This is a genomic window from Microbacterium sp. CFSPD4_SD4, assembly GCF_057364585.1.
Genome location: NZ_JBNFOC010000004.1, coordinates 203,803 through 223,917, shown reverse-complemented (window position 1 = coordinate 223,917; position 20,115 = coordinate 203,803). Strand labels below are relative to the sequence as shown.

Below are 20,115 nucleotides of genomic sequence, written 5' to 3'. Positions count from 1 at the left end.
ATTTCGCCGTCTCGTACAACCGGAGATCGCATGGCCCCCACCGATCCGCCCACGCTGTCCGCCCTGCTGCGGCGCCGTGATCTGGACCTGCGCCTCGTCTCCGCCGCCACCGACCTGCCGGACGGCGCACTCGACCGGCCGCTGCGCTGGGTGCACAGCTCGGATCTCGCGGACCCGACGCCCTTCCTCGCGGAAGACCTGGTGCTCCTGACCACGGGTACCCAGTTCGACGACGCGGACGCCATTCCGCCCTACGTCGTGCGCCTCGCCGAGCGCGGGGTGCTGGGGCTCGGGTTCGGCACCGACGTGCATCGCTCGGGAACGCCGGGGGAGTTGATCGCGGCGTGCGCCGACCAGGGCATTCCGCTGTTCGAGGTGCCATACCGCACGCCGTTCATCGCGGTGGCCCGCGCGCACTCCGAGGCGATCGCGGCGCAGGCCTACGCCCGGCGCACCTGGGCGCTCGACACCCAGCGCGCCCTGGCCCTCGCCGCGCTCCGACCGCGCGGGCTGGACGCCATCGTCACCGAGCTCGGCCGTCGTCTCGGCGCCTGGGCCGGCATGTTCGACGCGGCGGGCGACCTGCTCGTCGCCCACCCCCGCGATGCGTTCTCGACGACTGTCCGGGAAGAGCTCGGGACGCGGGTCCAGGAGATCCTCGACCGCGGACTCGAGGCGGGGCAGTCCCTCACCCTCGAGGCGCACACCTTCATGCTCTTCACGGTGGGGCGGGGCGGGCACCTGCGCGGCGTCCTCGCCGTGGAGGCCGACGCCCTCGACCAGGAGGCCAGAGCCGTCGTCACGTCGGTCATCGCGATGGCCGGACTCGCGCGGGAGCAGAGCGAGCAGCTCACCCGCGGCCGTCGCCGCCTGCACACGCAGCTGCTGCGCTCCCTCCTGGGCGACGACCCCGGCCTCGCGCGCCGGGTGCTCGGGAGCCTCCCGCCCGCCCCCGTGGTGGTCGCCGTGACGGGCGACGCCCCGGCGGAGCCGCTCCTGGACTGGTGGGAGCGCCGACGCCTCGACCACGGCACCCCCGCGTTCCTCGCCGATTCCGAGGACGGCGTCGTCATCTGCATCTCCGCGACCGACGAGCCGCTTCTCGACGATGTGGCCGCCCGCTTCACCGCCCGCGTCGGCGTCTCCGCTCCGGAGGGGTACGACGCCTTCTCCCGGGCGCACGCGCAGGCGCTCGTCGCGCTCCGTCAGCCCGGCACGAGCGGCGCCGTCCGGTACGCCGACACGGTCGGGTCGAGCCTGCTCACCGCTCTGGCCACGGATGAGGCCCGGCTCGTCGCGGAGTCGCGGCTCGCCCCGCTCCGGGAACACGACGCCGCCCACGGCACCGCGCTCGAACACGCGCTGCGCACCTGGCTCGACCACGATGCGCGAGCCGAGCAGGCCGCGGCCGCCCTGGGCATCCACAGGCACACCCTCCGCTCCCGGGTCTCCCATGCCGGCGCCCTCCTCGGGGTCGACCTGACGACCTTCCCCGCCCGGGCCGAGGTGTGGGCCCTCCTGCAGACCGCCCGCGACTGACCCGGCCCCTTCCGTCCCCCTCTCCCCTCTCCCCCGCGCGACGCCTGCACGACCTCGCCGCGTATGCACGACGGATCGCCCCGATGAGTCGTGCACCCGGACCGGGATCGTGCCGCCGGAACCCGGAACCCGGAACTCGAACCGCAGGACCGGAGTCGGATCGGGTGTCAGCGGGCGAGGAGCCGCCGCGAGGCCGCGACATCCGCGGCGGTGCGAGCGACGAGCTCCTCGACCCCATCGAAACGGAGGGTCGGCCGGAGCAGCGCGACGAGCTCGATCGACAGCCGCTGTCCGTAGAGGTCGCGGTCGACGTCGTGCAGGTGCACCTCGAGTCGCCGCGCCCGGTCGCCGCAGAACGTCGGGTTGGCCCCGACGCTCGCCGTCGCCTCGCACCGCCGGCTGTCGTCGGGCAGCCGCGCCCAGGCCGCGTAGATGCCGTCGTCGGGCAGCAGCCGCTCGGGCAGGGCGAGGTTCGCGGTCGGGAAGCCGAGCAGTCGCCCGCGGCCGTCGCCGGGGACGACGAGGCCGGAGAGCACCGGGAGCGCCGGTCCGGTCACACGTCTGCGGCGGGCGAGATCGCGCGGTAGCGGCTCTGGTGGAACACGAGCGGCTCGACGTCGTCGAAGAGCGTCACGTCCTGGATCTCGTAGAGCGCGATCTCGTGGTCGCCGCCGTCGAACGTGCTGTGCAGGCGGCAGGTGAGCCAGAGCGCGGCGTCGTCGATCAACACTGCCCCGCCCTCCGAGCGATGCCAGGCATGGCCGCCGAACCGGTCCCCTTCGCGCGCGGACAGCGAGCGGCTGAGCGGCTCGTGGTGCGCCGCGAGGACGCTCATCCCCAGCTCCGGGACGGCTCGGAGCACCGGCCAGGTCTTCGAGGTGCGGGCGGCACTGACCGCGACGAGGGCGGGCTCCAGCGAGATCGAGGTGAAGGAGTTGACCGCCATCCCGACGGCTCGATCGTCGACGTGCGCGGCGAGCGCGACCACACCGGTCGGATAGACGGAGAAGGCGCGACGGAGAGCGCGGTCCCGCGGCAGGGCGTCGGTCACGGCAGTGGTCATCACGAAGTCCTTTCGTTAGTCAACTTTGACTAGTTTGAATCATATGCATTTTTGACCATCCAAACAACCGGTTTCGAGACAGCGAGCCGTTAGCATGAAGCGCATGTCGACCACCCGCCTCGTCGTCCTCGGCGCTGTCAAGCAGTTCCAGCCCGTTCACGGCTACTTCCTCCGCCGCGAGCTCATGACCTGGCACGTCGACGAATGGGCGCACATCCAGCCCGGTTCGATCTACAACGCCCTCCGCGCGCTCGAGGTCGACGGCTACGTGGCGGAGAGCGGCACGGAGACGGAAGGCAAGCGCCCGGCGCGGACCACGTACCGCATCACCCCGGCCGGCGAGGTGGAGCTGCAGCGCATGCTGCGGGAGAACCTCTGGAACGTCGCGGCATTCGACACGCAGGCGATCATGACCGTGGCCTCTTTCATGTTCGTCCTCAGCCGGCAGGAGGTCATCGCCGGCCTCGAGCACCGCCTCATCAAGAGCGATGCCATCATCACGCAGAACGGCTTCGACGTGCAGGACACGCTGCGCTCGGAGACGACCCCGGAGTACGTCCGCGAGATCTTCGACCTCTCCACCGCCCGGCTCACGGCCGAGAAGCAGTGGCTCCTGGCACTGCTGGAGCGGCTGCGCGCCGGGGCGTACACGTTCGCCGGCGAGACGGCGGAGACGACGGAGGCGGAACCCGCTCCCCCACGGTGACCTCGGAAGGCGCACGCACGGCGCACGGCGGGACTCAGCGCCCGGCCACCAGAGCCTCCAGGGCCGCCACGGACAGCGCCGGAGTGGTCGCCCCGCGGTGTCGGGCGACGATCGCCCCCGCGGCACAGGCGCGCACGAGAGCGTGCTCGATGTCCTGGCCCTGGGCGAGCCCGGCGGCGAGGGCGCCGCAGAAGGCGTCCCCGGCCCCCGTCGTATCGACGGCGTCGATGCGGAAGGCCGCCACGTGCGCACCGGGCCGTCCCGGCCGATGCAGCGTCACCCCCGCGGCCCCCTCCGTGAGCACGATAGCTCCGGCACCCGCGCTGAGGAGCCGCTCGACGCCGCCGAGCTCCGCGCACTCGGTCTCGTTCACGACCAGCACGTCCACCTCCGGCAGCAGCGCGACCGCCGCCTCGTGCGCGGGGGCGGCGTTGAGGATCGTGCGCGCCCCCGCACCCCGGGCGGCCGCGAGGGCGGCAGCGACTGCGGCGAACGGCACCTCGAGTTGAGCGAGCACCACAGCCGCCCCGGCGATCCCGGCCAGGGCGTCCTCCGGAGTGAGCTCGCCGTTCGCCCCCGCCGCCACGAGGATGCTGTTGTCGCCGTCGTCGAAGGCCAGCACATGCGCGACCCCGGTCGGCGCGGACGCGGAGCGGCGGAGCACGGCGTCCACGCCCGCCTCCGTCAGCGCCGCCTCCAGCACGGCTCCCGCCTCGTCCGCTCCGACGACACCGCAGAACCGCGTCGAGGCTCCTGTGCGCGCCGCCGCGACGGCCTGATTGAGGCCCTTGCCGCCGGGGAAGCGTCCCCCGGCACGACCGAGCAGCGTCTCGCCGACGCGGGGTGGGCGCGAGACCTCGACCACGAGATCGAGGTTCGCGCTCCCCACGACGGCGACGCCAGCGAGGGTCTCAGACACGGGCCATCGTCCGCCGGAACGACGAGCCCACGTGGGACTCGGCGAGCGCGGGCGTCGGGGTGCCCATCAGCCGTTCCCGCAGCGACTCCGGTTCGGCGGCGGGGTCGCTGATGGCCCCGCGCTCCTTGAGGATCGGCAGCACGTGCTCGATGAAGTCGGCGGTCGAGGCCGGCGGGATCACCGGGGCGAAGAGGAAGCCGTCGAGGTCGGCGCCGTCGGCGAGCTCCATCATCCGGTCCGCCACCTGCTCCGGCGTGCCCACGATGGGCCGGGCGCCGACCCCGTGCGCGTGCCAGTCGCCCAGCACGTCGCCCACCGTCTTGTCGGCGAAGCGGGCGACCTGCGTCTGCGAGAGCTCGGTGCGGAGCTCCGACATCGGCGTGCTCGGGTCGTACGACGACAGATCGAGCCCGGTGAACCAGGCGTAGGACGCCACGGTGACCTCGGGGTTCTGCGCGTCGGCGACCTCCGCGTAGGTGCGGCGCGCCTCCTCCTCGGTGCTTCCCACGACCGCGGCGAACGCCGACATGATCTTCACCTCGTGCGCGCCACGGCCGTTCTTCACCGCCTCCTCGCGGATCGCCGAGGAGTGCGCCCGGAGCTGCTCGACCGAGCCGCTCCCCACGAAGATCGCTTCGCCGTGCTTGCCGCCGAACTCGCGGCCGGCGGGCGAGGCCCCGGCCTGGAACAGCACCGGAGTGCCCTGCGGCGAGCGCTGCGTGTTGCCGTAGCCGTGCGAGCGGAAGTAGGGCCCGTCGTGGGCGATGCGGTGGACCTTTGCCGGGTCCGCGAAACGGCCCGCCTTGTCGCGCTCCAGCGCCCCCTCCTCCCAGGCCTCCTCCCACAGCTTGTAGACGACCTGCATGAAGTCGTCGGCCATCAGGTAGCGCTCGTCGTGCCCGACCATCGGCACACCGAAGCCCTGCACCGCGGTGTCGGCGGTGCCGGTGGTGACGACGTTCCAGCCGATCCGGCCGCCGGAAAGGATGTCGAGGGTGGCCAGGCGCCGGGCGAAGGAGTAGGGCGGCTCGAGCAGGGTCGACCCCGTGGCGACGAGGCCGAGGCGGGTGGTCTCCGGGATGAGCGCGGCGAGGATGATCGCCGGGTCGAGCCGCGGCAGGTCCAGACCCTCGACGGAGCAGATGTCCGGGCGCTCACCGGCGACGTCGGCCCAGCCCCACGCATCGGCGAGGAAGAGGAAGTCGAAGCCCGCGTCCTCGACCAGGCGCGCGGTGTCGCGCCAGTAGTCGAGCTTGTCGAACAGGTAGCGCCGGTTGTCGGGGTGGCGCCAGGTCGCGGTGCCGGAGTCGTTGGCCTGGGCGTTCTCGAAGAGCCCGAGCCGCAGGGTCTTCACGGGGTGCTGAGCGGTCATGGCGGATGCCTTCCTGGGAGTGGGGGATGGTGTCGTTCGGAGTTTCCGGGCACGCCGGGGGAACCCGGGGGCGCAGGGGTCGCGCCCCGGACCGGGGGTCGTGGGCTCAGCCCTTCGCGGTGACCTCGCCGTCGCTCCACCACAGGACGCGACGGCGCACGACCGCGAGAAGCACGATGAGGAGCACCCCGAGCAGACAGAGCAGGGCGATGCTCGCCCAGGTCACGGGCAGGTTCGCCTGCGCAGCCGAGGTGGTGACGAGGGAGCCGAGACCGGCCTGCTGCCCTGCCGCGACGAACTCGGCCACGGCCGCGCCGACCACGGCGAGGGGCAGCGCGATCCGCAGACCGGCGAACACGTACGGCATGCTGCCGGGGAACCGCAGCTCGCGGAAGATCTCCCACCGCGAGGCGTGCAGCGTCGTGAACACGTCGAGCGCCTTCTGGTCCACGTCGCGGAGGCCCGCGAGCGAGTTCACGAGCATCGGGAAGAACACCACGAGGCCGGTGACGATGAACTTCGGCACCATGCCGAACCCGAAGGCGACCACGAGCGCCGGGGCGATCGCGACGATCGGCGTCACCATCACGATGATGACCAAGGGCATGACGGCGCGCTCGATGATCTGGAACTCCGCCATCACGACCGCCAGGAGGAAGCCCGCGAGGATGCCGGCCGAGGCTCCGACGACGACCTCGAGCAGCGTCACGAGGAAGTTGGACCAGTACATCCCCGCGTCCTCGACGAGGCTCGCGCCGATGGCCTCAAGCGTCGGCAGGACGTACGGGTTGGTCCACGCCACGATCTGCCAGAGCAGGGCCGCGATCACGAACGTGATCAGGGTCGGGACCCAGGAACCCCAGCGGAGCCACCCGGGGATGCCGCGTCGAGGCTGCGCCTTCAGCCGGGCGGTGGCGAGGGTCGCGGTGGTGTCTCTCATCGTCAGCTCAGACATGGGCCTTCTCCGTCTGCGCGCGCAGCGCACCGCGCACGACTGCCTCCAGGTCGCGGAACTCGTCCGTCGCGTACGCCTCCTCGGTCCGCGGCCGCGGGAGGTTCACATCGATCACCTCGGCGATGCGTCCGGGGTGGGCCGCCATGACCACGATGCGGTCGGAGAGCATGATCGCCTCCGGCACCGAGTGCGTCACGAACATCACGGCCTTGCGGTTCGACTGCCAGAAGTCCAGCAGGGCGATGCGCTGCAGGTCGCGGTTCATCTCGTCGAGGGCCGAGAACGGCTCGTCCATCAGCATGATCGCCGGATCGAACACGAAGGCCCTGGCGATCGCGGCGCGCTGCTGCATGCCGCCGGAGAGCTGCCCCGGGTACTTCTTCAGCGCATGGCCGAGACCGAACGTCGACAGCAGCTCGGCCGGGTCGCGGAGGGCGCGGTCGCCGTTGGCCCCGCGGTTGATCCGCACGGGGAGCTCGACGTTCTCGCGCACCGTCTTCCACGGCAGCAGCGCCGGGGACTGCGGGACGAGACCGATCTTCTTGTCGCGGGAGGCCGCCGTGACGCTCTCGCCGTCGATCGTGACGGTGCCGGAGTCGGCGTCGAGGAGTCCGGCGACCACCTTGAGCAGCGTGGACTTGCCGCATCCGCTGGGGCCGATCACCGACACGAACTCGCCCATGCCGATCGTGAGGCTCACATCGTCGAGGACGGTCACCTGGGCGCCGTCGACGCCGAAGGCCTTCGAGACGTTCCTGACCTCGACGCCCGCCCCCTGTGCCGCGGTCATCACTTCTCCGCCCAGATGAGGGTGTCGCCGTCGTACAGGTCGGCCACGAGATCCGGGTCCATCATGTCGGCGATGGCGGGGAGGTCCTTGACATCGCCGTACTCCTGCACGATCTCGTACTCCGGCTGCCACATCTCCGCCGTCTGCACGCCGGGGTTGCCACCTGCGCTCTCGCGCACCCAGGCCGACTCGACCTCCCACGTGCGGGCGAGCTGATCGCGCGGGAACGCCGCACCCTGGCCGTTCTCCTCCGCGAGGGCCGCCAGCATGTCGATGCACTCGTCCGCCTCGTCGAGGCAGAACTGCAGGGCCTTGAGGCTCGCGCGCATGAAGTCGGCCGCGACCTCGCGGTGCTCATCGAGGAAGCGCGAGTTCACCTCCATGACGTTGTACGTGCCCTCGACGCCGAGGTCGGCGGGCAGGAACTCGCTGAACGGGAGGTCCTGCGCCTTGAGGGTCTGCGGCTGGTTGGAGGCGTAGCCGACGATCGCGTCGACCTGCTCGCGCACGACGACGGTCGGGTCGTAGTTGGTCATCTTCACCATCTCGACCTTCGAGACGTCGACGCCGGCCTCGTCGAGCATGGCCGAGGCGATGGGCGTGAGGTTGATGAAGTACCCCAGCGAGCCGCCTTCGAGGTCGGTGAGGTCGGTGAGCTTCTCATTGCCGAAGATCGAGAACGGCGGGGTCGTGCCGTACGTCGCGACCGCGGTGAGGTTCTTGCTGTTCGCCGCGGCGAGCATCACGTCGGAGGCGGAGCCGAGCGCGGTGAACTGCGCCTGCCCCGAGGCGACGAGCTGCTGCCCGTTCGCGCCGGAGGCGTTGATCTCCACATCGAGGCAGAGGTCGTCGAAATAGCCCAGCTCCTCCGCCAGGAACACGTCGAGCTGCCCGGCGCTGGCGGAGTAGCCGTAGCCGGAGATGTAGGTGATGGTGCCGGCATCCTGGTTGCGCTGGCAGGCGTCGCTGCCGCCCGCGCTCGTGGGGGCGGTATCGCCGCCGGGCGCCGGCGAGGAGCATGCTCCGAGCGTCAGCGTGGCGGCGAGAACGCACGTCAGGGTGGCAGTGGTGCGGAATCGGGTTTCCGCAGAGGAAGTAGCCATGAGGGTCCCTTCTCGGCCGTTCGTCATTGATGGCTCGATGAAAGTAACATAGTCAATCTTGACTAAGCAAGATCAAACTAACTTCTCCTGCACGATCCGGCGACGGATGCACGATTCACCCGCCCCTCGGGTCGTGCACGCGGAACACCGTCGTGCAGGCGGGGCGGAGGTGGGCCGGGGTGGCGCGGGGTCAGGCGGGGGTCGAGCGGAGGGGCCAGGCGGGCCACCAGCCGTCGTCGAGCCCGCGCAGCAGGACGGCCGCGCGCTCTCGCGCCTCCGCGGGCGCCTCCGGGGCGGGGCCTGAGCTGCTCTCCCGCCGCTCGCCGTCCGGTGACCGGACCTCCGTGTACAGCCACGCACGGTGACCGACGGGGTACTTCTCCCGGAAGCCGCCAGCGGCGATCGACAGCACGATCCGCTCCAGCTCGTCCGCCGCGGTCTCGGCGGTCTCATCGCACGCATCGCAGATGCACGACGGCACGATCGCGTGGAAGAGGGCGCCGGCCTCGACGCAGACGGAGGGAACGGCCGGCGTGATCGCGATCTGCGCACCGCGCGCCGGTTCGAGCACGATGCGCTCCGTCCCGTCCTCCCCCGACTCTCGCCGCACATCGACCTCGTACTCGCGGGAAAGGTGCTCGACGAGCGCGTCGACCACGAGGGAGAGCGGTGCGAAGCGCTCCGGGTGGGACTCCCGGGAGTACGACTCCTCCGGCGCGATGCCGTCGGGCCAGCGGTGTCCGTAGCGGATGACCTCGCCGTTCTCGTCATGGAAGTCCAGCAGCGGGAGAGCAGGCCGGACGTACGCGCGCGCCGGGACGACGGCAGCGGGAGCGGAGTCCTCCGCGGACAGTGCCCTCATCTCCTCGTCGTCGATGTCGTCCTGGTCCCACGACGCGAGCATCTGCAGGAACGCATCCCGCTGGTCGGGCTGCTGCACCATCCCCTGCACGAGACCCGTGACCGGGATCGAGAGGGTGTGGGTCCCGATCTCCGGCTCGCTCGTCATCCTCCATGTCGCGGCGGGGTGCACGACCGCGATGACGTTCCCCACGAACCGCGCCGCCGCCGTGGCCAGCGTCTCGCTCTCGAGCACCTCAGGATGACCGGCGACGAAGTCCCACGTCGCCCCGAGATCGACGGCGAGCACTGCGGAGTCGGCCCCCTGGCCCCGCGCGAACTCGGCGAAGGGCTCGAAGCCGTCGACGAAGCGGACCGGCCCCGGAGCGTCCGGCTGCGGGGGCATCCACAGGATCGCGGCAGCACCCGCCTCGGGCATCGGGCCGAAGGGACCGGGGAAGACAGCACTGCTCATCAACCGAGCGTACCGAGTGGGATCACCGGGGCGCGTGGGACTCCAGGAACTCGTACACGTCGGTGGTGTCCACGCCCGGGAAGGCTCCCGTGGGCAGAGTCGCCAGCAGCGTGCGCGGGGTCTTCACGTTGGGCCAGGAGTTCTCGCGCCACCGCTCCTCCAGGTCGGCGGGAGCCCGACGGCAGCACACCTCGACCGAGTGCTTCGAGACGCCGCGGTGCGGGGTGTCCCTGCCCACGAACCACCTCGTGTCGTCGAACCGTACCCCCACACTCACCGAGTGCAGGCCCTCGCTCGACGCCTCCACGCGGGCGGTGCACCAGTAGGTGCCGTTGCCGGTGTCGGTGTACTGGTAGTACGGGTTGAAGCGGTCATCCTCGTCGAAGACCACCCGCGAGGTCCACCGGCGACAGCACATCTGCCCCTCGATGGCGCCGAGGCGGTCGGTCGGGAAGTTCACGTCGTCGTTCTCGTACGCCTTGGTGATCGTGCCCGACTCGTGCACCTTGAGGAAGTGGACGGGGATGTCGAGGTGCCGTGTGGCGAGGTTCGTGAACCGGTGCGCCGCCGTCTCGTACGACACCGAGTACGCATCCCGGAGGTCTTCGATGGAGATCGCGCGCCGCTGCTTCGCGTCCTTCAGGGCGGGGACGACGTCGGCCTCCGGCATCAGCAGGGCGCCAGTGAGGTAGTTCGTCTCGACGCGCTGCCGGAGGAACTCGGCGTAGCTGCGCGGCTCGGCGTGCCCCAGGATGCGGCTCGACAGCGCCTGCAGCACCGCGGTGCGCGCATCGCCCTTCGCCGGCACGCTGCTCGACAGGTACAGCCGGCCGTTGGCGAGGTCGGCGACGCTGCGGGTGGTCTGCGGCAGATCGGGCGCGTAGTGGAGGGTGAAGCCGAGGTGCGCCGCGATCTCGGACGCGGTGCGCTGGGTCAGCGGTCCGCCGGGATGGCCGACGGCCGCGAGGATCTCGGCCGCCTTCGCCTCGAGGTCGGCGAAGTGGTTGTCCTGGCGGCGCATCAAATGTCGGAGCTCCACGTTGGCACGCCGGGCCTCCTCGGGCGTCGCGGCGCGCTCGTCCTTCAGCCGGTCGATCTCACCCTGCAGGGCGAGCAGCGCCTTCAGCGCCTCCGTCGGCACGCTCTTGGCGATGCGGAACGGCGCGATGCCCAGCGCCTGGAACGTCTGCCCCTTCATCGCGCGCTCCAGGGCGATCTCGATCGCGCTGCGCTCGTCGAGCGGCTCCCCGGAAAGCAGCGCGTCGATGGTCACCCCGAGCGCGCGGGCGATGGCCTGCAACTGCGTGAGCTTCGGCTCGCGCTTGCCCGTCTCGATCATCGACAGCTGGCTCGGCGCCCGATCGACCGCGGCGGCGAGCTCCTCGAGCGTCAGGCTCCGTGCTGTGCGCAGCTGGCGGATGCGTCGGCCGACGGTGAGGGCGTCGGTGTCTTCCGTGGCGTCGTCCATGTCGGCTCCTGTCAGCCCGCCGTCCGCGCCGGTGCGGGATCGGGAACGCTCCGCGCGAGGCCGCGCCGGGATCCTTCTTGATCCCGCCAGGCCGGGTGAGCGGGGCGTGAGGGCCGAGTCTGTCACGAAAACAGAAATTCGCGCAAACTTCTTCCCGATTCGGCGAGGGAGAGCAGGGGAACTTCACACAGAGTGGAGGCACGCCATCGGCACCGACGCCGATTCCCATCCGAGGAGACACCATGACGAACACCGCAGCGACCCCCACCCCGCGCCCCGCCGGCCTGCGCGCCGGCGACCAGGTCCAGACGGCCGCGGAGCTTCAGGAGATCTGGGACACCGACCCGCGGTGGGACGGCGTCGAGCGCACCTACTCCGCGGAGGACGTCATCCGCATCCGCGGCTCGGTCCGCGAGGACGCCACCCTCGCCCACCGCGGCGCGGAGAACCTCTGGAACCTCCTGCACACGGAGGACTACATCCGGGCTCTCGGCGCCTACACCGGAGGCCAGGCCGTGCAGCAGGTGCGCGCCGGGCTGAAGGCCATCTACCTCTCCGGCTGGCAGGTCGCCGCGGACGGCAACCTCGCCGGACAGACCTACCCCGATCAGTCGCTCTACCCCGCGAACTCGGTCCCGGCGGTCGTGCGCCGCATCAACAACGCCCTGCTCCGGCAGGACCAGCTCGAGCACGCCGAGGGCGAGATCACGCAGGACTGGCTCGCGCCGATCGTCGCCGACGCCGAGGCGGGTTTCGGCGGTCCGCTCAACGCCTACGAGCTCGCGCAGTCCCTCATCCAGGCCGGCGCCGCGGCCATCCACTGGGAGGACCAGCTGGCGAGCGAGAAGAAGTGCGGGCACCTCGGCGGGAAGGTGCTCGTGCCCACGCAGCAGCACATCCGCACGCTGAACGCGGCCCGACTCGCGGCGGACGTCGCCGGCGTGCCGACCGTCATCATCGCCCGCACCGACGCCCTCGCCGCCGATCTGCTCACGAGCGACGTCGACGAGCGCGACCGGGAGTTCACCACCGGCGAGCGCACGTCCGAGGGCTTCTACCGGATCCGCCCGGGCATCGAGTCGGTCATCAGCCGCGGCCTCGCGTTCGCCCCCTATGCCGACCTGCTCTGGGTCGAGACCGGGGAGCCGGACATCGCGCTGGCCCGGGAGTTCGCCGCGGCGATCCACGCGCAGTTCCCCGGTAAGCTCCTGGCCTACAACTGCTCGCCGAGCTTCAACTGGAAGCGCCACCTGTCGGACGCCGAGATCGCGACGTTCCAGCAGGAGCTGGCAGACCTGGGCTACAAGTTCCAGTTCATCACCCTGGCCGGGTTCCACGCCCTGAACCACTCCATGTTCGACCTCGCCCGCGGTTACGCCGAGCGCGCCATGAGCGCCTACGTCGAGCTGCAGGAAGCCGAGTTCGCCGCCGAGGCCGACGGCTACACCGCCACCAAGCACCAGCGCGAGGCGGGCACCGGCTACTTCGACGTCATCTCCACCGCGCTCAACCCCGACAGCGCGACCCTCGCCCTGGCCGGCTCCACCGAGACCGCCCAGTTCCACTGATTCTCCGCCGAGACCCCCGGTTCTCGTCGAGACCCCGCCCCGCACACGCCGGGAGCCCGGGGTCTCGACGACAACCCGGGGGCTCGGCACAAGGCAAAGGACACCATCATGACCACCGCACCGATGCAGACGACCCGACAGGGACCCGCGATCGAGATCGCCGGGCCCATGCGCGACCGCTACGACGAGATCCTCACCCCGGAGGCGCTCGCCTTCCTCACCGAGCTCCACCACCGGTTCGCCTCCCGCCGTCATGACCGGCTGGCCGACCGGATGCGTCGCCGCTTCGAGATCGGCAACGGGCACGACCCCCAGTTCCGCGAGGACACCGCGCACATCCGTCAGGACTCCACGTGGCGGGTCGCCGGCGCCGGCCCCGGACTCGAAGACCGCCGCGTCGAGATCACCGGACCCACCGACCCGAAGATGACGATCAACGCCCTCAACTCCGGGGCTCGCGTCTGGCTCGCCGACCAGGAGGACGCCACGAGCCCGACCTGGACGAACGTCATCGAGGGGCAGCTGTCCCTGCGCGACGCGATCCGCGGCGAGCTCGCCTTCACCTCCCCCGAGGGCAAGGAGTACCGCGTCACCGCCGAGCGCACCCCCACCATCGTGATGCGCCCGCGCGGGTGGCACCTGCCGGAGAAGCACCTCGCCTTCATCGACCGCGCCGGCCGCCGCACCTCGGCTTCCGGATCGCTGGTCGACTTCGGCCTCTACTTCTTGCACAACGCGCAGGCGCTGATCGAGGGCGGACGCGGACCGTACTTCTACATCGCGAAGCTCGAGTCCAGCGAAGAGGCGAAGCTGTGGGACGACGTGTTCTCCTTCAGCGAGGAGTACATCGGCATCCCGCACGGCACCATCCGCGCGACCGTGCTCATCGAGACCCTGCCCGCCGCGTTCGAGATGGACGAGATCCTGTACGAGCTGCGCGACCACTGCGCGGGCCTCAACGCCGGGCGCTGGGACTACATCTTCTCCATCATCAAGAACTACCGCGGCCGCGGCGCCCGCTTCGTGCTCCCCGACCGCAGCGAGGTCACGATGACGGTGCCGTTCATGCGGGCGTACACCGAGCTGCTCGTCAAGACGTGCCACAAGCGCGGCGCCTTCGCCATCGGCGGCATGAGCGCGTTCATCCCCAACCGTCGCGACCCCGAGGTGACGGCACGCGCGGTCGAGAAGGTGTCGGCCGACAAGAAGCGCGAGGCCGGAGACGGCTTCGACGGCACCTGGGTCGCCCATCCGGATCTCATCCCGACGGCGCAGGCCGAGTTCGACGCCGTGCTCGGAGACCGCCCGAACCAGATCGACCGCCAGCGCGACGACGTGCACGTGGAGGCGCGCGACCTGCTCGACCTGCACATCGGTCGGCCGATCACCGCCCAGGGCGTGCGGGACAACGTCTCCGTGGCCATCCGCTACCTGGAGGCCTGGCTGCGCGGGCTCGGCGCCGTGGCGATCGACAACCTCATGGAGGATGCCGCGACCGCGGAGATCAGCCGCTCGCAGGTGTGGCAGTGGATCCACCAGGACCGCACCACGCAGGACGGCACGCCCATCACGGTCGAGTACATCGAAGGGCTGATCGGCGAGGTGCTGGACGAGGTCGAGCGACGCGAAGGCGACCGCTTCGACGACGCCGCCGAGATCTTCCGCGAGGTCGCCCTCCGCGAGGAGTTCCCGACCTTCCTCACCCTGGGCGCCTACAGCCGGTTCCTGATCGACGAGGACTGACGATGCCGGGATGCCGCGGGCCGCGAGGTCCGCGGCATCCTCGCGTCCCACCCGGCCCGCACGTTCCCTGCCGGGCGTAGCCTGGAGCCATGAGCGCCGTATGGGACAGCATCGCCGAGGAGTTCCTGCACCTGTACCCGCGGGGGCGACGGCTGGTCGCGGTCGCCGGGGCCGACGCCGAGCGTTCGCGCGCGGCCGCGGATGGCCTGGCCGCCGCTCTCACCGCTGCCGGCCAGACCGTCGAGCGCGCACACACCGCCGACGGGGAGGAAGCCGCCCTCCGCGCCGACGTCGTGGGGCCGTTCCGCGCCACCGACAGCGACGCCGTGCTCCTCGTGTCCGGACCGGGCACGATCGTGTCGCCGAGCGCACGCGGGATGTGGAACTACGTCCTCTGGCAGCTCGCCGGAGACGAGCCCCCGCACACCGCGGCGAACGCCCTCGTCGACGTGACCGATCCGGCCCATCCCACCCGGCGCTTCGCCGACTACTGCGCCGTCCCCTCCTCGTTCGAGACCTGAGTCGCCGCGCGCCGACTCAGTGGAACGATGCGGCGACCGAGTTGCGGTGGTAGTCGAACACGATGCTCGTGCGGGTCGATGCCACGCTGCTCTGCGCGGACAGGTGCTCGAGCACGAACTCGCGCATCTCCGATGAGTCGGCGACCGCGATGTGCAGGAGGAAGTCGTCGTCCCCGCCGAGGAAGAACACCTGGATCACCTGCGGCAGCGCGCGCACGCGATCCGCGAACTCGACGATGCTCTCCCGCCGGGCGGCCGGGCGCAGGCTGACGCCGATGATCGCCTGGAGTCCGGCGCCGAGCTCGCGTTCGTCGACGCTCGCGTGGAACCCGGTGATGACCCCGCGCTCGATCAGCCCGCGCAGGCGTGCGTGTGCCGTCGACGGGGCGACTCCCAGTCGTCCGGCCAGCTCGGCGTTCGTCATCCTGCCGTCGGCGGTGAGGAGCTGCACGATCCGCGCGTCGGTGGGGTCGAGCGCGGGAGCCCGAACGCTGTTCGGCTCGGATGACGCGGCGGCGGTGGTCATACGAAGCATTATTCAGGATTCGAGCCTTCACCGAAGAGTCTTCATCGAATCTGTCTATGTCTCGACGTTTCTGCGATCCTTGTCTGCACCCTGCGCCCCGACACCTGGAGGATCGATGAAGATCGGCGTCCCGACCGAAGTCAAGAACAACGAGAACCGCGTCGCCCTCACCCCGGCCGCGCCGATCGGCTCGTGCGGGAAGGGCACCGCGTGCTCGTGCAGTCGGGAGCCGGCGTCGGGTCGAGCATCGACGACGACGCGTACCGCGCGGCCGGTGCCGAGATCGTCGCGACCGCCGCCGACGCGTGGGGCGAGGCCGACCTCCTCATCAAGGTCAAGGAGCCCGTGGCCGAGGAGTACGGCTTCCTCCGTCCCGACCTCACGCTCTTCACCTACCTCCACCTCGCGGCCGATCGCCCGCTGACCGAGGCGCTCGTCACGGCCGGCACGACCGCCGTCGCCTACGAGACCGTGCAGCTGCCGGATCGCACCCTGCCGCTGCTCGTGCCGATGAGCGAGATCGCCGGCCGCCTCTCCGTCATCATGGGGTCCCACTCGCTGCTGCGCTCGCAGGGCGGCCGCGGCATGCTGCTGGGTGGCATCGCCGGCACCCCGCGGGCGAAGACCGTGGTGATCGGCGGCGGCGTCGCGGGCGAGCACGCCGCCGCGAACGCGCTCGGACTCGGCTCCAAGGTCACCGTCGTCGACGTGGCGCTCCCCCGCCTGCGCGAGCTCGAGCACCGCTACGGCGGCGCCCTGGAGACGCGCGCCTCCAGCCGGTACGACATCGCCGAGGAGCTGACGACGGCGGATCTCGTGATCGGCTCGGTGCTCATCCCCGGCGCCGCGGCCCCCAAGCTGGTGACCGACGACATGGTCGCGGCCATGAAGCCGGGGTCCGTGCTCGTCGACATCGCGATCGATCAGGGCGGCTGCTTCGAGGGCTCCCGTCCGACCACGCACGACGACCCGACCTTCGCGGTGCACGACTCGATCTACTACTGCGTCGCGAACATGCCGGGCGCCGTTCCGACGACCGCGACCCGGGCGCTGACGAACGCCACCCTCCCCTACGTCTCGGCGATCGCGGCCAAGGGCTGGGAGCGGGCGGCCTCCGACGACGCCGCCCTCGCGAAGGGGCTCAACGTGCAGGGGGGACGCATCACCCTGGACGCCGTCGCCCAGGCGCACGGCCTCACGACCGACTGACCTGCCGAACCCGAAAGAACCTCGGATCTTGGCGTCATCCCACACCTCCCCCGCCGTATCGACCCGAGTACGCTCGTAACCGTGACCGAACGCGCTCCTCTCTCCCGCAAGCTGTCCGCCATCGCCGAGTCCGCGACCCTCAAGGTCGACGCCAAGGCCAAGGCCCTCAAGGCCGAGGGCAAGCCCGTCATCTCGTATGCCGCGGGCGAGCCCGACTTCGCCACGCCGCAGTTCATCGTGGATGCGGCGGCCGAGGCACTGGCCGACCCCGCGAGCTACCGGTACACCCCCGCTCCCGGGCTGCCGGCGCTGCGCGAGGCGATCGCCGCCAAGACGCTCCGCGACTCCGGGCTCGAGGTCTCCCCCGGCCAGATCATCGTCACCAACGGCGGCAAGCAGTCGGTGTACCAGGCGTTCCAGGCCGTCGTGAACCCCGGCGACGAGGTGCTGCTGCCGGCCCCGTACTGGACGACCTACCCGGAGGCGATCCGTCTCGCGGACGGCACGCCCGTCGAGGTCTTCGCCGGCGCCGACCAGGAGTACAAGGTGACCGTCGAGCAGCTCGAGGCCGCCCGGACCGACCGCACGACGGTCCTCGTGTTCGTGTCGCCGTCGAACCCCACCGGCTCGGTGTACACGGCCGAGGAGACGAAGGCCATCGGCGAGTGGGCGGTGGAGCACGGCATCTGGATCATCAGCGACGAGATCTACCAGAACCTCACCTACGAGGGCGTCAAGGCGACCTCGATCGTGGAGGCCGTGCCGGAGGCCGCGAACCAGACGATCCTCGTCAACGGGGTCGCCAAGACCTACGCGATGACCGGCTGGCGCGTGGGCTGGATGGTGGGTCCGGCCGACGCCATCAAGATCGCCGGCAACCTGCAGTCGCACCTCACGAGCAACGTGAACAACGTCGCGCAGAAGGCGGCGATCGCGGCGCTCAACGGCCCGCAGGACGAGGCCGAGAAGATGCGCGAGGCCTTCGACCGCCGCCGCCAGCTCATCGTGTCGGAGCTGTCGAAGATCGACGGACTCGTGGTCCCGAACCCGCTCGGCGCGTTCTACGTCTACCCCGACGTGCAGGGCCTGCTCGGTCGCACCTGGGGTGGCGTGACCCCGACCACCTCGCTGGAGCTCGCCGACCTCATCCTCGACCAGGCCGAGGTCGCGGTCGTCCCCGGCGAGGCGTTCGGTCCGTCGGGCTACATCCGCATGTCGTACGCGCTCGGTGACGACCAGCTCCTCGAGGGCGTGCAGCGCCTCCAGCGTCTGTTCTCCTCCTGACCCGAGACCCCGCTTTACCGCCGAGACCCCCTCGTACCTGCGCAGGTTCGAGGGGGTCTCGGCGTGAACGCGGGGTTTCGGCGAGGGAGGCGGTCAGTCCTCGGGGTGGAAGCCGATCAGCCAGCGGATGCCGTAGCGGTCCACCAGCGTGCCGTCGAAATCTCCCCACGGGCGCTGTTGCAGCGGATCGATGACGCGGCCGCCGGCGGAAAGCTCGTCGTACCAGCGGGTCAGCGTTCCGGGGGCGGCGGTGCCGAGGAGCGAGAGGAACATCCCGCTCATCTGGACCGCGTCGTCATCGGCTCCCGCATCGGCCCCGGCGAGTTCGACCGGCCCGCTGAGCTGTCCGTGCGCGACGGCATCTCCTGGACCGTCATGGCGACCGGCGCTCGCGTAGTCCATCAGCTGGAGCTCGCCGCCGAAGACGTCGCGGTAGTGGCCGAGCGCTTCGGCGGCGTTGCCGGGGAACAGCAGGTACGGGATCAGTCCGCTCATCCCGCGAGCGTAGTCCGCGGCAGCCCCGGCGGCCACCCGCCGGGGACGACGAACGGCCGCCACCCGGAGGCGACGGCCGTTCATGCGGACGGGTCAGGAGACGGGGATCACCGCGTACAGGATCCAGGTCAGCGCGAAGCCGGCCACGCCGAGCACCGTCGTGAGCGGCGTCCACGTGCGCAGACCGTCCTTGACCGAGAGGCCCAGGTATCGCGTGACCACCCAGAATCCGGAGTCGTTCACGTGGCTGAGGCCGAGGCCGCCGTAGCCGATGGCGACCGCGAGCAGCGCGGTGTGCACGGTGTCGAGCCCCATCGCGGAGACCGACGGCAGCAGGAGCCCCGCGGTGGTGGCGATCGCGACGGTGGCGGATCCCTGGGCGGCACGCATGATGAGGGAGATGAGGAAGGCCGCGAGGAGCAGGGGCATGCCGCTGGACGCGAGCACCTCGGCGACCGCTCCACCGATCCCGGTCTCCGTGAGGATACGCCCGAAGGCACCACCGGCACCCGTGACGAGGATGATGACGGCGGCGGCCGGCAGCGCCGACTCCATGACCTCGCCGAGGTGGGAGGCCGACCAGCCGCGGCGCACGCCGAGCAGGTACATCGCGGCGGCGATCGCGACCATGAGGGCGAAGATCGGCTGACCGACCATGCTGAGGAATCCGTTCCAGAACGTGCCCGCCTCGAACAGCGGCGCGACCGCGGTACCGAGCATGATGAGCACGAGCGGCAGGAGGATGAGGCCGAGGACGGTGCCGGCGCCCGGCGCCTTCTCGCCCTCGCCGAGTCCGCCGGTGAGCGTCGACTTCTCCGTCCCGAAGTTGTCGTACATCTCCTTCGTGGCCGCGAGCATCGCGAACTCGCGGGTGTTGATCCACTTCGCCACCAGGTAGGACAGCACGCCGAGCGGCACGGAGATCGCGAGGGAGAAGATCGTGACCCAGCCGATGTCGGCACCGAGGATCGCCGAACCGCCGACGATGCCCGGGTGCGGGGGCACCGCGACGTGCACGGCGAGCATGATGCCCGCGACCGGCAGGCCGAACTTGATCGGGTTGAGACCGGCCACCTTCGAGAAGGCGAACACGATGGGGATGAGGATGATGAAGCCGGCGTCGAAGAACACCGGGATCGCCAGGATGCCGGCGGCGATGACGAGCGCGATGCCGACGCGCTTCGGGCCCAGCCAGCTGGTGAAGCGTCCGGCGAGCGACTCGGCGCCGCCGGACAGCTCGATGATCTTGCCGAGCATCGAGCCGAGGGCGACGAGCACGGCCACCGAGCCGAGGGTGCCGCCGACACCGGCGATGATCGCCTGGATGACGCCGAGCTGCTCGGGGGTGTCGCCGTCGGCGGGGATCGTGGTCAGCGGCAGGCCTGCCGCGATGCCGACGATGATCGACACGAGGATGAGGGCGTAGAACGCCTGCATCTTGAACCGGATGATGAGCAGGAGCAGCAGGCCGAGGCCTGCCAGGCCGATCAGGATGAGGATCGGAAGAGGAAGCATCTCTGGATCTCTTCTTTCAGTGAG

At 70.8% G+C, this 20,115-nt stretch carries 18 protein-coding genes and 1 pseudogene; 7 read left to right on the top strand and 12 right to left on the bottom strand.

What is annotated here, in order from left to right:
* Positions 1 to 30 precede the first annotated feature (30 nt).
* The gene (locus tag AC2W7E_RS09130; RefSeq protein ID WP_249521554.1) at positions 31 to 1,539 is read left to right on the top strand and encodes a PucR family transcriptional regulator; all 1,509 of its coding nucleotides are present in this window, start codon (positions 31 to 33) and stop codon (positions 1,537 to 1,539) included.
* A gap of 167 nt (positions 1,540 to 1,706) precedes the next feature.
* Here the strand turns inward: AC2W7E_RS09130 and AC2W7E_RS09125 are convergent, their stop codons facing one another.
* Positions 1,707 to 2,096: a riboflavin kinase gene (locus tag AC2W7E_RS09125; RefSeq protein ID WP_485988961.1), complete on the bottom strand. Its 390-nt coding sequence runs from the start codon at positions 2,094 to 2,096 to the stop codon at positions 1,707 to 1,709.
* Positions 2,093 to 2,602, bottom strand: a complete 510-nt coding sequence (locus AC2W7E_RS09120) for a flavin reductase family protein (RefSeq protein WP_060923367.1) — start codon at positions 2,600 to 2,602, stop codon at positions 2,093 to 2,095. Before AC2W7E_RS09120 ends, AC2W7E_RS09125 begins: the two co-directional genes overlap by 4 nt.
* A 103-nt stretch (positions 2,603 to 2,705) precedes the next feature.
* On the opposite strand from AC2W7E_RS09120, the gene AC2W7E_RS09115 reads away from it, so the two are divergent.
* Positions 2,706 to 3,308, top strand: coding sequence for a PadR family transcriptional regulator (locus AC2W7E_RS09115; protein ID WP_085606337.1), 603 nt, complete (start codon positions 2,706 to 2,708; stop codon positions 3,306 to 3,308).
* Positions 3,309 to 3,342: 34 nt separating this feature from the next.
* Here AC2W7E_RS09115 and AC2W7E_RS09110 read toward each other — a convergent pair whose 3' ends face one another.
* The 7 genes from AC2W7E_RS09110 to AC2W7E_RS09080 form a co-directional block, all read right to left on the bottom strand.
* Positions 3,343 to 4,227: a ribokinase gene (locus AC2W7E_RS09110; RefSeq protein WP_485988960.1), complete on the bottom strand. Its 885-nt coding sequence runs from the start codon at positions 4,225 to 4,227 to the stop codon at positions 3,343 to 3,345.
* Complete coding sequence (locus tag AC2W7E_RS09105) at positions 4,220 to 5,599, bottom strand: NtaA/DmoA family FMN-dependent monooxygenase (protein ID WP_485988959.1); 1,380 nt, start codon at positions 5,597 to 5,599, stop codon at positions 4,220 to 4,222. Before AC2W7E_RS09105 ends, AC2W7E_RS09110 begins: the two co-directional genes overlap by 8 nt.
* Positions 5,600 to 5,705: 106 nt before the next feature.
* Positions 5,706 to 6,554, bottom strand: a complete 849-nt coding sequence (locus AC2W7E_RS09100) for an ABC transporter permease (RefSeq protein WP_062765124.1) — start codon at positions 6,552 to 6,554, stop codon at positions 5,706 to 5,708.
* Positions 6,547 to 7,344, bottom strand: coding sequence for an ABC transporter ATP-binding protein (locus tag AC2W7E_RS09095; RefSeq protein WP_029989074.1), 798 nt, complete (start codon positions 7,342 to 7,344; stop codon positions 6,547 to 6,549). The genes AC2W7E_RS09100 and AC2W7E_RS09095 overlap by 8 nt, the downstream gene beginning before the upstream one ends.
* Positions 7,344 to 8,447, bottom strand: a complete 1,104-nt coding sequence (locus tag AC2W7E_RS09090; protein ID WP_485988958.1) for an ABC transporter substrate-binding protein — start codon at positions 8,445 to 8,447, stop codon at positions 7,344 to 7,346. The genes AC2W7E_RS09095 and AC2W7E_RS09090 overlap by 1 nt, the downstream gene beginning before the upstream one ends.
* Positions 8,448 to 8,637: 190 nt before the next feature.
* Positions 8,638 to 9,762 carry a DUF6226 family protein gene (locus AC2W7E_RS09085; protein WP_485988957.1) on the bottom strand — a complete coding sequence of 375 codons (1,125 nt, stop codon included), beginning with the start codon at positions 9,760 to 9,762 and terminating at the stop codon, positions 8,638 to 8,640.
* 22 nt (positions 9,763 to 9,784) lie between these two features.
* The gene (locus AC2W7E_RS09080; protein WP_485988956.1) at positions 9,785 to 11,230 is read right to left on the bottom strand and encodes a helix-turn-helix domain-containing protein; all 1,446 of its coding nucleotides are present in this window, start codon (positions 11,228 to 11,230) and stop codon (positions 9,785 to 9,787) included.
* Positions 11,231 to 11,472: 242 nt separating this feature from the next.
* Here AC2W7E_RS09080 and aceA point away from each other — a divergent pair, with 242 nt between their 5' ends.
* The 3 genes from aceA (at position 11,473) to AC2W7E_RS09065 (ending at position 15,062) form a co-directional block, all read left to right on the top strand.
* Entirely contained in the window at positions 11,473 to 12,798 is a 1,326-nt protein-coding gene (gene aceA, locus AC2W7E_RS09075) for an isocitrate lyase (RefSeq protein WP_249521557.1), read from the top strand.
* A 108-nt stretch (positions 12,799 to 12,906) separates the two neighbouring features.
* Positions 12,907 to 14,541 carry a malate synthase A gene (gene aceB / locus AC2W7E_RS09070; protein WP_485988955.1) on the top strand — a complete coding sequence of 545 codons (1,635 nt, stop codon included), beginning with the start codon at positions 12,907 to 12,909 and terminating at the stop codon, positions 14,539 to 14,541.
* Between the two features lie 89 nt (positions 14,542 to 14,630).
* Positions 14,631 to 15,062, top strand: coding sequence for a hypothetical protein (locus AC2W7E_RS09065; RefSeq protein ID WP_485988954.1), 432 nt, complete (start codon positions 14,631 to 14,633; stop codon positions 15,060 to 15,062).
* Between the two features lie 16 nt (positions 15,063 to 15,078).
* Here the strand turns inward: AC2W7E_RS09065 and AC2W7E_RS09060 are convergent, their stop codons facing one another.
* Positions 15,079 to 15,597 carry an Lrp/AsnC family transcriptional regulator gene (locus tag AC2W7E_RS09060; RefSeq protein ID WP_029989076.1) on the bottom strand — a complete coding sequence of 173 codons (519 nt, stop codon included), beginning with the start codon at positions 15,595 to 15,597 and terminating at the stop codon, positions 15,079 to 15,081.
* A gap of 106 nt (positions 15,598 to 15,703) precedes the next feature.
* Here AC2W7E_RS09060 and ald point away from each other — a divergent pair.
* Positions 15,704 to 16,797, top strand: a pseudogene (gene ald, locus AC2W7E_RS09055) (alanine dehydrogenase).
* A gap of 81 nt (positions 16,798 to 16,878) precedes the next feature.
* Positions 16,879 to 18,081, top strand: coding sequence for a pyridoxal phosphate-dependent aminotransferase (locus AC2W7E_RS09050; RefSeq protein WP_071328936.1), 1,203 nt, complete (start codon positions 16,879 to 16,881; stop codon positions 18,079 to 18,081).
* A gap of 93 nt (positions 18,082 to 18,174) precedes the next feature.
* On the opposite strand, the gene AC2W7E_RS09045 is transcribed toward AC2W7E_RS09050, so the two are convergent.
* Both AC2W7E_RS09045 and AC2W7E_RS09040 read right to left on the bottom strand, forming a co-directional pair.
* Positions 18,175 to 18,576, bottom strand: coding sequence for a VOC family protein (locus AC2W7E_RS09045; RefSeq protein WP_485988953.1), 402 nt, complete (start codon positions 18,574 to 18,576; stop codon positions 18,175 to 18,177).
* A 93-nt stretch (positions 18,577 to 18,669) separates the two neighbouring features.
* Positions 18,670 to 20,091 (bottom strand): GntP family transporter, encoded by a 1,422-nt coding sequence (locus AC2W7E_RS09040; protein WP_062765157.1) that lies wholly within the window; start codon positions 20,089 to 20,091, stop codon positions 18,670 to 18,672.
* Positions 20,092 to 20,115 lie beyond the last annotated feature (24 nt).